Source organism: Halomonas heilongjiangensis (assembly GCF_002879645.1).
Taxonomy (GTDB): Bacteria; Pseudomonadota; Gammaproteobacteria; order Pseudomonadales; family Halomonadaceae; genus Halomonas; species Halomonas heilongjiangensis.
The window spans coordinates 19855-31273 of sequence record NZ_PNRE01000035.1 but is presented as its reverse complement, the minus strand read 5'-3'; the positions used below and the strand labels follow the sequence as shown (position 1 = coordinate 31273).

Annotated in this window: 12 protein-coding genes; all 12 read right to left on the bottom strand. The window is 67.5% G+C overall.

The annotated features are described in order from the left end of the window. Position 1: 1 nt before the first annotated feature. Entirely contained in the window at positions 2 to 454 is a 453-nt protein-coding gene (locus C1H66_RS07615) for a TadE/TadG family type IV pilus assembly protein (RefSeq protein WP_102627300.1), read from the bottom strand. Positions 455 to 501: 47 nt separating this feature from the next. Continuing rightward, positions 502 to 1446, bottom strand: coding sequence for a tetratricopeptide repeat protein (locus C1H66_RS07610; RefSeq protein WP_102627299.1), 945 nt, complete (start codon positions 1444 to 1446; stop codon positions 502 to 504). Between the two features lie 49 nt (positions 1447 to 1495). After that, positions 1496 to 2464, bottom strand: coding sequence for a type II secretion system F family protein (locus C1H66_RS07605; RefSeq protein ID WP_102627298.1), 969 nt, complete (start codon positions 2462 to 2464; stop codon positions 1496 to 1498). A 12-nt stretch (positions 2465 to 2476) separates the two neighbouring features. After that, positions 2477 to 3469 (bottom strand): type II secretion system F family protein, encoded by a 993-nt coding sequence (locus tag C1H66_RS07600; protein ID WP_102627297.1) that lies wholly within the window; start codon positions 3467 to 3469, stop codon positions 2477 to 2479. Then, positions 3460 to 4824, bottom strand: coding sequence for a TadA family conjugal transfer-associated ATPase (locus C1H66_RS07595; protein ID WP_102627296.1), 1365 nt, complete (start codon positions 4822 to 4824; stop codon positions 3460 to 3462). Before C1H66_RS07595 ends, C1H66_RS07600 begins: the two co-directional genes overlap by 10 nt. A gap of 119 nt (positions 4825 to 4943) precedes the next feature. Beyond that, positions 4944 to 6131 (bottom strand): CpaE/TadZ family protein, encoded by a 1188-nt coding sequence (locus tag C1H66_RS07590; RefSeq protein ID WP_102627295.1) that lies wholly within the window; start codon positions 6129 to 6131, stop codon positions 4944 to 4946. 44 nt (positions 6132 to 6175) lie between these two features. Beyond that, a complete protein-coding gene (locus C1H66_RS07585) occupies positions 6176 to 6451 on the bottom strand; it encodes a hypothetical protein (protein ID WP_102627294.1) in 276 nt (91 codons plus the stop codon). A gap of 34 nt (positions 6452 to 6485) precedes the next feature. Beyond that, complete coding sequence (locus tag C1H66_RS07580) at positions 6486 to 8054, bottom strand: type II and III secretion system protein family protein (protein ID WP_102627293.1); 1569 nt, start codon at positions 8052 to 8054, stop codon at positions 6486 to 6488. Between the two features lie 149 nt (positions 8055 to 8203). Then, entirely contained in the window at positions 8204 to 9022 is an 819-nt protein-coding gene (gene cpaB / locus C1H66_RS07575; protein WP_102627292.1) for a Flp pilus assembly protein CpaB, read from the bottom strand. After that, positions 9019 to 10401, bottom strand: coding sequence for an AAA family ATPase (locus tag C1H66_RS07570; RefSeq protein ID WP_181423465.1), 1383 nt, complete (start codon positions 10399 to 10401; stop codon positions 9019 to 9021). The genes cpaB and C1H66_RS07570 overlap by 4 nt, the downstream gene beginning before the upstream one ends. Before the next feature lie 41 nt (positions 10402 to 10442). Then, positions 10443 to 10982: an A24 family peptidase gene (locus C1H66_RS07565; RefSeq protein WP_102627291.1), complete on the bottom strand. Its 540-nt coding sequence runs from the start codon at positions 10980 to 10982 to the stop codon at positions 10443 to 10445. Between the two features lie 74 nt (positions 10983 to 11056). Beyond that, on the bottom strand, positions 11057 to 11254 hold the full coding sequence (locus tag C1H66_RS07560; RefSeq protein ID WP_102627290.1) for a Flp family type IVb pilin: 198 nt from the start codon (positions 11252 to 11254) through the stop codon (positions 11057 to 11059). Positions 11255 to 11419 lie beyond the last annotated feature (165 nt).

Here is an 11419-nt window from a genome sequence, read left to right as displayed (position 1 = left end):
GCTATTCCGCTCGCATGGTGGTGGTGGCAGAGAGTTCCAGGATCCCGCCCAGGGTGCCGATAAAGCCGGGCAGCACCAGGAACTGGTAGGGGTAGTCGACCGTGACGACCACATCGCTGCCGGGCAGCATGTTGGGATCGGAGCGCGTGATGCTGATGTCCATTTCCGCCGGCCCCCCCAGGGATATCAGGTACTGCTCGGCATAGTCACGGATCGCCTGTTCGATGGCGGCATCCTCGGCTACAAGGTCACGAGGTGATTGCTTGAACAGGATCCCCGTCCTCGCCCCTTCGCGGCTGGCATTGGTCAGGGTGGCCTTGTCGAACAGCGCGACGCTGAACTCGATGATGCCGAACAGCAGGATGAAGAGCAGGGTGGCCGAGATGGCGAACTCGACGGTCTCGCTCCCCTGCTGTCTGCGCAGCGATGCCCGCTGCCGTTTCCGACCTGTCATGTTTCACTCCTCCCCTACCTGGCTATCCGCGAACGGGCCCCATGCCCTCACTCTTCGATTCTGTCGGCGCCACTGCGCCGCAACAGGCTGTCGAGGTTGCGGGCATTCTGGCTGGCGGTGAGGTAATAGGCCGGCGACAACCGCATGGCTTCGTGGAAGAAGCCCATGGCATCCTGGTAGCGCCCCTCGAGCATCGAGATATAGCCGATGTCGTTGTAGGCCTTGGCGCGGTCGCCGTTGCGGGCCACGGCCTCGATAGCCGTCTCGTGGTCGCCTTCCCGGGCGTAGACCAGCCCCAGGTTGCGCCAGGCCAGCTCATAGTTGGGGTTGGCATTCACGGCACGGCGCAGCGCCTGGCGCGCCCCCGGCCAGTCGCCGGCCAGGTAGCGCGAGTAGCCCAGGTTGTTGAGCACCCGCGGCGTGCCGGGGGCGATCTCCAGTGCCTTCTCGAAGTGCCCCTGGGCCTGGCCATGCTCGCCGCTCATGTCGGCGATCACCCCCAGGGCGTTGTACGCCTGCCACGGCACATGGCGCCGGGCGACCAGCGGCTCGAGGTGCTGCCGGGCCCCTTCGAAGTCGCGCTGCTCGAGCAGGGCGACCCCCAGGGCGGTGCTCGCCCCCAGGTGATTGGCATCGATCTCCAGTGCCCAGCGATAGGCCTTCTCGGCCAAGTCGTGGTTGCCGCGGCCATGGTGGATGATGCCGACGCTATAGAGCGGGTCGGCCTTGGGTCGCTTCTCCATGCGCAGCCCACGCAGGTACTCGAACAGCGCCCGGTCCGGGTCGCCGGCGCGCAGGGCGGCATTGCCGTTGCGATAGGCCTCCTCCGGCGAGGCGACCGGGAAGGCCGTGCTGTACTCGACCGAAGAGCCACCGCTGCCCAGTGACGCATAGGGGTCCGCGCCGGATTGTTGCTGGGCGGTGCTGGCGCAGCCACTCAGGGCCAGGGCGAGCGCCACACAGGCGATGCGAAGATGATGTTTGGTTGTCATGACAGGTTCCCCCGAAGACTGGTTATCGTCGTTATTGAGGTATACCGGCTCAGCGCCCGGCGAGGGCCGCCATGGCCCCCAACATCGGCGGCCCCAGGGCCACCACGAAGAAACTGGGAAAGACACAGAAGATCAGCGGGAAGAGCATCTTGGTGCTGACCTTGGCGGCCTTCTCCTCGGCCTCCTGGGTGCGCTTGTCGCGCAATTCCACGGCATAGATGCGCAGGGTCATGGCGATGCTGGTGCCGAAGCGCATGCTCTGCAGCAGGGTGGTGACCAGGCCGCGAATGTCGTCGACCCCGGTGCGCTCCTCCAGGTCGCGCAGGGCGGCCTTGTTGTCCATGCCGGCCCGGGTCTGCAGGCCGAAAAGGTGCAGCTCCTCGGCCAGCTCCGGGTGGCTCACCTCCAGGTCGCGGGCGACCCGCTGGATGGCCGCCCCCAGGCCCAGCCCCGCCTCGCTGCACACCACCAGCAGGTCGAGGGCATCGGGCAGCCCGCGGCGCAGCAGCAGGCCGCGGCGCTTGATGGTCCGCTCCAGCCAGAAGCGCGGCAGCAGGTAGCCGGCGACGGCGCTGAGCACCACCAGGATCACGCTGATCGCCGGGGCGATGCGCACGAAGGGGACCACCAGGATCAACAGCAGCAGCGGCGGCACCACGGTGAACAGCAGCCGCACCCCGAAGAAGAGGTTGACCGCCCCCGGCGAGCGCTTGCCGGCACGGCGCAGGTCCCGGGCGATGCGGCTCCTTGCCTCCTCCTCGGTGGGCACCAGGCGCTCGCCCATGGGGCCCAGCCACTGGCCCAGCCCCGACTCCCCGGCGGTGCCCGTGGCGGCACTGGCCTCCAGGTGGCGCAGGCGCCGGCGCAGCGGGTCTGAGATGCCCATCACCACCAGCATCACGGCTATCATCAGGGCGAAGATCGCCAGGCCCAGCATGGCGGCAAAGCCCAACTGTATCGCCTGGGGGTCATCGAGCAGTTCACTCAACGGCTCGAACCACTGCATCACGCTTTCCATGTCGCGCCCTCCTCACACCTCGATGCGCACGATCTTGCGCATCCACAGGATCCCGATGACGATCATCACGAAGGCCCCAACCACCATCTGCCGCCCGATCGGATCCTGGGTCAGCATGGGCAGGAACTTCGGCGAGAACAGGGTCAATACGCCCGCCAGCACGAAGGGCAGCAGCGAGAGGATCCAGGCCGCCATGCGCCCCTGGGCCGACAGGGTGCGCACCTTGCGGTGGAAGCGGAAGCGGTCGCGTACCACGGCGGCCAGGCCGTCGAGCAGCTCGGCGAGGTTGCCGCCGGTCTCCTTCTGGATCAGCACCGAGGTGACGAAGATCATCACCGTCACGCTCTGTACCCGTCGCAGCAGGCCGAGCATGGCGTTTCGCACGTCGCCGCCGTAGTTGATCTCCATGAAGGTGGTGCGAAACTCTCCGGCGATGGGCTCGGCCATCTCCTCGGCCACCAGGTGCATGGCATCGCTGAAGGGGTGCCCGGCGCGCAGCGCCCGGGCCATGACGATCAGGGCGTCCGGCAGTTGCTCCTCGAAGCGGGCCAGGCGACGGCTGCGGGCACGGGACAGGCGCAGGAAGGGCAAGGCCCCCGCCCCCAGCCCCAGCAATATCGCCAGGGGCAGCGGCAGCAGCAGGACCCCCGCCATACCGGCGCCGCCACCCAGGAAGAGCGCCAGCAGCACCACCCGATAGGCAGGCGTCTCGCGGCCGGCCTGCTCGACCAGTTGCTCCACCCGCTCCATCCCGGGCAGGGCTTCCAGGGCCCGCTCCAGGGGCGATAGCTCGCGCAGGTACTTGCGCCGCACCAGGGAGATCTCGCTGCGCTCCGCCTCTGCGGAGATCGCCCGCAGGCGCTTCTTGAGGCGCTTCTGGGCCTGGCGGTTCTCGCCGAAGGCGGGCACCAGGAAGCTCTGCACCAGCAGGAAGGCGGCGATGAAGACCATGCCGATGACGATCGTCCGATCGGAGAGCTGGATGTCCAGGCTGATCAGCTCCATGGCCGCTGCCCCCCGGTGTTCTGGAAGATCTCCAGGCCCGGGTCGAGCCCGCGGCGCTTGAGGTGGTCATGGAAGCCGGGCACCACCCCGGTGGCCAGGTAACGGCCGACCACCCTGCCCTCGGCATCCATGCCCTCGCGCTCGAAGCGAAAGATCTCCGACATGGTGATGATCTCGCCCTCCTGGCCGTTGACCTCCTGCACGCTGACCAGCCGACGCACGCCATCCTCCTGGCGCTCGATCTGCACCACCACGTCGATGGCCGAGGCGATCTGCGAGCGCAGCGCCTGGGCCGGCAGCTGGTAGCCGCTCATGGCCACCATGTTCTCGATACGCGTCAGGGCGTCGCGGGGGGTGTTGGCGTGGATGGTGGTCAGCGAGCCGTCGTGGCCGGTGTTCATGGCCTGCAGCATGTCGAAGGCCTCGCCGCCGCGCACCTCGCCGACCACGATGCGGTCGGGGCGCATGCGCAGGCTGTTGCGCACCAGGTCGCGCTGGCTCACCTCGCCCCTGCCCTCGATGTTGGGTGGGCGGGTCTCCAGCCGCCCCACGTGGGGCTGCTGGAGCTGCAGTTCCGCCGAGTCCTCGATGGTGACGATGCGCTCATCGGGGGGGATGAAGCCCGACAGCACGTTGAGCAGGGTGGTCTTGCCGGCGCCGGTGCCGCCGGAGACCAGCACGTTGAGCCGCGCCTTGACCACCTTCTCCATCAGCCGGGCGATCTCCGGCGAGAGGCTGCCGTATTCGACCAGGCTCTCCACCCCCAGGCGCTCGACCGCGAAGCGGCGGATCGACAGCATGGGGCCGTCGATGGCCAGCGGCGCAATCACCGCGTTGACCCGCGAGCCGTCCTTGAGTCGCGCATCCACCATCGGCGAGGATTCGTCGATGCGCCGCCCGACGCTGGAGACGATGCGGTCGATGATGGTCATCAGGTGGGCGTCGCTGTCGAAGCGCAGCTCGGTCTGCTCCAGCTTGCCGCGGCGCTCCACGTAGATGGGCGTGGTGCCGTTGACCAGGATGTCCGATACCGTCTTGTCGGCCAGCAGCGTCTCCAGCGGCCCGAGCCCCAGGACCTCGTCCTGCAGCTCGGTGACGATGCGCTGGCGCAAGGCGGCGTTGAACGGCAGCGTCTCCTTGCTCATCAGCGACTCGCACACCTGCTGTACCTGGGACCGGGCCTCGCGCTCATCCAGGGTGCTGAGCAGGGTCAGGTCCATCACCTTGACCAGTTGGCGGAACAGCCGTTGCTTGTACTCCTGTTCGGACTGGGAGAGCCGGCCGGGCCCACGCCCCCCCCAGCTCGAACGAGGCTCGGCGTCTCCGGTAGAGGTCATGCGTTCACGCAGGTTCATCGCCATTCTCCTTGATGTCCGCCTTTCGCTATATCTGCCTTGTTCTATTTCCACCTGGCTCTATGTCCGCCTGGTTCCATATCCGGTAGCCATTACCCAGGCCTTGCCCTGTCCGTCGCTCAATGCCGTCCCGGCAGGGCCCAGCCCAGCAGCGAGCGCTTGCGGGGCGCGCCGGAGCCGGGCGGCGGCGCGTCCAGTGCCTCGGCCAGCGCCTTGAGCTGGCGGGTCAGGGGCGACCTGGGGGCGATCTCGCGCAGCGGACTGCCCACGTTGATGCTGTGGCAGGCCTGCTTGAAGTCATTGGGCAGGGTGTGCAGCACCAGGCCCGGCAGGGCATCGCCGATGGCCTCGAGGTCGATGTCGCTGCGCTTGTCGTAGCGATTGACCACCACGCTGACCCGCGACGACAGCAGGCCGAGCTCGTGGAGGAGGATGTCGCGCAGGCGCTGGGCATCGTGCAGGTGCGCCACCCCCTGCTGCATCACCACCAGGATGTGGTCGGCGCGCTCCAGCACGCAGGCGGTGGCGCCGTTGATCCAGCGCGGCAGGTCGACCACCACCTCGTCGTGGGCCTGGGCGAGCACCTGCAGCAGCTGCTCGACGCGGCCCTCGGGTACCTCGCCGAGGCTAAGGCGATCCCCCGGCTGGGAGGCGAGCAGCCCCAGGCCGCTCTCGTGACGCCGCAGGTAGGCCTCCAGCGCCAGGGCATCGAGGCTGTCGGCCGATTCCAGCGCCCTCACCAGGCCGTGGTCCGGCACCAGGTTGAAGTAGAGCGGCAGCGAGCCGAACTGCACGTCCATGTCCACCAGCACGGTACTGCGCCCCTGCTTCACCAGGCGGTGTGCCAGGTTGGCCGCCACCAGGCTGGCCCCCGAGCCCCCCTTGGCGTTGATCACCGCGATGGTGCGCGCCGCCCGGCCGGGCTCCTGCCGCCGGTCCCGGGCGAGCTCCTTCAGGAACTGCAGGATCTCGGCATCGTCGATGGGCGGCGAGAAGAAGTCCCGGGCGCCGGCGCGCATGGCCAGGCGGATCAGCTCCACGTTGCCCCGAGGCCCCACCACCAGCAATGGCGGGCGCTCGCCGGCCGGCCGCTCGCACAGCGTCGTCAGCTCGGCTTCCCAGCGTTCGCCGGCCAGCAATATCAGGGCATCGGGCATCGGCGTGACGCCCTCCAGGGGATCGACGCTGCCATTGACCATCAGCCGGGAACTCACCTGGAGATCTCCCTGGCTGCGCAGCAGCGACTCCAGGGCCTGCAACTCCTCCCGGGCCCTTCCCGCCAGTAGTATCTCGAGCCGTTTACGCATTGCATCACCTGCTTGTCAGCGAAGTTGTCGGAACCGGCGCGATTTCAGGGCAGCGAACTCGTCGGTGCCTGCCCGCCACCCGTCGGCTGGCGATAGCCCTGCATGGCCTCCGCCGCCTTGGCGCCGTGCAGCGGCGGCACCTCGTCGCCGGGCTCGTAGGTCTGCAGTGCCTTGGTGTGGCGTACGCTGTCGCCGAAGGGCGGCAGGTCGGCGCCGGGCTTCGGCGCCACGCAACCGGCCAGCAACAGGGTGACGACGATGGCCGCTAGCCAGATGTGTCGCGGCAGGCGGAACGACAGGACGGTAGGTGAACGAAACATGGTGAACTCTCCCGAATGGTTGCAGCGACGGCGATCAGAGGTCATGGCCGAATCGGCCTTCGGTCCCGCCCTCCGGGCGGCTCGACATCAGCTCCAGGTCGAAGCTGGTGGGTCGCGGCCGGGGGTCGTCGCGCTCCGCGAGAGACTTGAAGCTGCCCAGCAGGTAGAACTCCAGGTCGTTGGGCGGCACGAAGGAGCCGGTGGGCAGCCGCACCTGTTCCGGCGCGAAGGAGCGGGCGAGCCGCGGGGTGACGAAGATCACCAGCTCGGTCTGCTCCTTGATGAATTCCTGGCTACGGAACAGCGCCCCCAGCACCGGCACCTCGCCCAGGCCCGGCAGCTTGGAGACGTTCTCGCGCAGGCTCTCGTTGAGCATGCCGGCGATGGCGATGGTCTGGCCGGTGGCCAGTTCCACGGTGGAGCTGGCGCTGCGCTTGACCAGCGCCGGCACGAAGAACTGGGCCCCCACCTGGTCGCCCACCCCGACCCGCAGGCTGTTGGCCGGCACCAGGTCGGAGACCGAGACATCCACCTTGAGGTTGATGGTGCCGGAGTCGAGCACCACCGGCAGGAAGCCGAGCCCGACGCCGAACTCCTTGTGCTCGATGGCCACCTGGCCGTTGCCCTGGGGCACCGGAATGGGGAACTCGCCCCCGGCGAGGAACTGGGCCGGCTGCCCGGTCAGGGTGGTGAGGTTGGGCTCGGCGAGGATCTTGGCCACCCCCTCGCGGCTGGCCGCATCCAGCACCAGGTTGAGCAGGTAGTCGCTGCGCTGGTAGCTGGCGAAGATGCCGGTATCCTCGATGGTGGCGGTGGCCGGCGAGAATTCGGTCACCACCGGGCCGACGGGAGTCTGCCCCATGGTGAAGGGCAGCGCCGGGAAGCGACCATCGCCCCCGAAGCCCGAGAACTCGGCATCGGGGAAACTGGCTCCGCCGCTGACGCCGCCGATACGCAGCGCCGAGGAGCCGACGTTGAAGACGTTGAAGTTGGCCTCCAGTCGCTTGACCAGCGAGCGCGACACCTCCGCCACCTTGACGTCGAGCATCACCTGCTGGGCGCCGCCCACCTGCATCAGGTTGAGCACGGTTCCCTCGCCGCCCCCGGCGAAGCGGTTGGCCAGGCGCAGCGCGGTCTCGAGCCGCTCGGCGCTGGAGACCTCGCCGCTGAGCACGATGCCCTCCTGGGCCGAGCGCACCTGGACGTTCTCGCCGGGGAGCAGGTCGTGCAGGCTGCTCTTCAGCGTCTCCAGGTCGTGGGTCACGGTGACGTTGAGGGTGCCCTCGACGTTCTCCGAGCGGTCCCAGAGCACCACGTTGGTGGTGCCGGTGGACTTGCCCAGCACATAGAGCTGGCGAGAGCCCATCACCACGATGTCGGCGACCTCGGGGTTGCCCACCGAGACCACCCCGACCGCCCGGGGAAACTGCAGCACCTGCCCCTTGTTGATCGCCACGGCCACCGATACCGCCCGCCCCTCGGCGGGCATGGCGACGCTACGCTGCTCGCCGGTCTGCGCCGAGAGCTGCGATGTCCAGCTCGCCGCCAGTAGTGCCAGCAGTGCCAGTGCCAGCCATTTCAGCCATTCACCTTGCCTGATCATGTCGACTCCCCCTTGTTACCTGTTCTTCTTTAACCCACTGTTCTTTTTACCCTGTCTTCTCCCTGCTCTTGCCGTGATCGACCCTGTCCCAGCGGTCGACCCCCTTCTTCAACGCCTTCGCCCCTGTCTGCCTTCTGTTCCCTTGCCTGTCAGTTACGTACGTTGACCGTGCTGCTCTGGGTGCCGCGGATCACCTGCACCTGGTGCTGGACCGGTGCCACGCGACGCGGTGGCGGCGAGGCGCGCGGTGGCTCGGGCTCGTCGACGTTCAGTACCGAGCGCTGGGCCGCCAACAGGCCGGAGTCGTCTTCCTTCTCCAGGGGGTTGCGCAGGGTGAGCTGCACCTTGCCCTCCTGGGTGGCCTTGACCAGGGTCTCGGCCTCCTGGGTGGTTACCTCCAGGGTCACCGCGCGCACGATCACCGGGCCATCGCGCTCCTGGCTGGCGATCTGGTCCACCGCCAGCACCTTGAGGTTGTGCAGCACGGTCTTCGACTCGACGTTGTCGCGGCTGCCGCTGCGCTTGGTGGAGAGCACATCGACCCGGTTGCCCGGCAGCAGGAAGCCCGCCACCCCCACCACGTCGTCGACCCGCACGCTCATGGCCCGCTTGCCGGGGTCGAGCAGTGCCGCCAGGGCGCTGCCGCCCAGGTGCTCGGAGACCCGCCCCTCGAGTACCACCTCGCCGGGGTAGATCACCTGGTTGCTGACCCGCCCCACCACGCTCTCGACATCGTTGAAGCTGTTGGGCGGCACCACGTCCCTGGGCATATGCACGACCTTGAGGTCGGAGGCCTGCACGGTGGTGCCGAAGGGCACCTGCAGGGCCGCCACCACCACCTGGCTGGCGTCGGCCAGGGCGTCGCCCTCGCCCCCCTGCTCCTGCATCCAGTTCATGGCCACCACGGCCGCCCCCAGCGCCATCATCAGCGAGATCGCGAACATGGCGAAGATCCCCTTGCGTTTCATGATGCATCCCTCCGGTTGGCGGCGACGTCGCCGTGCGATGAATCAGAGAAGTCGCCGAAGTAGGTCTGCCAGGCCCAGGCCAGGGTCTCGCGATCCGGGGCCCTGCCGCCCCGGTAGTCCAGCTGGTCCCCGGCGAGGCTCAACAGGTCGCGGGGGTGACAGGCGAGCAGCGGCACGCCGAAGCGCCCGTGCAGCTCGTCGATCACGAACTCGGCGAGTGCCGGCTCGAAGGGCAGCCCCTGGACCTCACACTGCTGCTGCCAGATCGCCAGGTAGGCGTCGTGTGACAGCGGTGAAAAGCGGATCTTGTAGCCGATGCGGCGCAGGAAGGCGGCATCGGCCAGGGTGAGCGGGTCCAGGTTGGTGGAGAACACCAGGGCCACGTCGAAGGGCACGCTGAAGTGGTAGCCGTTACTCAGCGCCAGGAAGTCGCGGCGCTCCTCCAGGGGCACGATCCAGCGGTTGAACAGCTCGGTGGGGGTCATGCGCTGGCGCCCCAGGTCGTCGATCACCAGCATGCCGTTGTTGGCCAGCAGCTGAACCGGCGCCTGATGGATATGGGTGGCGGCGTCGTACTGGATCTCGAGCCGCTCCATGGTCAGCTCGCCGCCGGTGACCACGCAGGGGCGCCGGCAGCGCACATAGCGCGGGTCGTGGCCCCGGCCGAGGTAGAGCTGCGAGGCGGGGGTCGCCCCGGGGTCATCCAGCGCCTGGTGCACGGCGGGGTCGAAGCAGCGCACCGCCTTGCCCCCCACCAGGATGGCGTGGGGGATGAGCACCTCGCCCTCCAGCAGCCGCACCAGGCGCCGCGCGATATAGCTCTTGCCGGTGCCCGCCTCGCCGTGGATGAACATGGCGCGGCCGGAGTGCAGCCCCGGCCCCAGCTGGTCGAGCAGCGCGGGGGCGATCACCGTATCGGCGAAGGCGGCCATCACCGTGTCGCGGCGAATGGCCACGTCGCTCAGCGCCTGGCTGCGCACACGGGCGCTGTAGGCCTCCAGGGTGACCGGTGCCTCTCCGCTGTAGCCGTCGCGGTTGAGGGCCTCCAGCGCCGAGGCGCGGCCGCGGTCGGTCAGCCCGAAACGCAGCACCCCGCCGCTGCCCTGGCCGCGCACCTCCACCCGCCCTTCGTCGCGCAGGAAGCGACAGATCTCTTCCACCACGCTGCCGGCCAGCGCCGTGCCGCGGCTCAGCTGGTGCAGGTCGAGCACGCCCTGCTCGAAGAGCTGCTTGACCAGCAGGTCGCCCAGGTAGAGCACCGAGAGCCCGGTCTCCGCCACGCAGCCGGGGCGCGCCGGCAGGACCATGGCCTCGTCGGCGTTTCTGGCGGCGTCGTGCGAAGGCTCACCTGCCACCTGGGGAAAGAGATCGTCTGCCATCACTGCTGCTCCTCCGATGAAATAACGGTGCGAAACCTTGCCTAGGCCAGCGGCCACTGCCAGGCGATCCAGGCGGTGGTGCCCAGGGCAATGGAAACGGCGAAGGGGAATTTCCTTCCCATCACCTCCCCTTCCTCCGGCGCGATATAAATCGGCCTACCGGTCACGGCCAGCGTCTTGAACATCAGGCCATAGCGGTGCCATGGCGAGATCGACTGGCGGGAAATCAGCGCACTGAAAGCGAAGCCCAGGGCGATCACTCCACCGATAACGATACTGGCGAGCGCCGCCTGGAAGACGCCCCATGGGCCAAGAAAGGTGCCCACCGCGGCCATCAGCTTGGCATCACCGGCTCCGGTAAAACCAAGCAGATAGCCCGGAAGGAGAACTGCCATACCCACCAGCAGGCCCGTGATGGCGGCCAGGACACCGCCGAAACCTGCCAACACAGCCTGCAGCAGGATTCCCATGGCGGCCCCGGCCATAACGAGGAGATTTGGAATACGATGCTCCCGTAGATCCGAAACTGTGGCGCCCAAGATCAGAAATATGCACGGAAAAATCAGCAGAAAATTCTCCATAACACACCCTATAAATAATCATTTGTTAAAATTGCGCCAACATCCATATCAGCGCATACGGTGCAAAAAAATGATTATGCAGAGGGTGTTTTACCACCTTCTTCAAGTGCATCTTGGATATCTTGAAGGTACTGTGCAGCAAGATCTCCAATTGCTACAAAAATCGCTGCCCCAACAGCCACGATCAGTCCACCCACCAGGGCCCATTCCACGACCTCGGTGCCCTCTTCCTCGCGCCAGAAGCGCTCGATACCCTGCATCAGCTTGCTCATGGTTGCTTCTCCACTTTGTTGGTGTTTCAAGCCTGCTGTTGTCGGGAACCGGCGCCTCTGGCCCCGGCTCACGTGACTGAGCATCGCCGTTACAGTCCAGTTACGCTTGGAGTATCTTGCAGCGCCCTAGGAGTATCTTGCGTCGCCCCGCCGATGGGTCGCCGA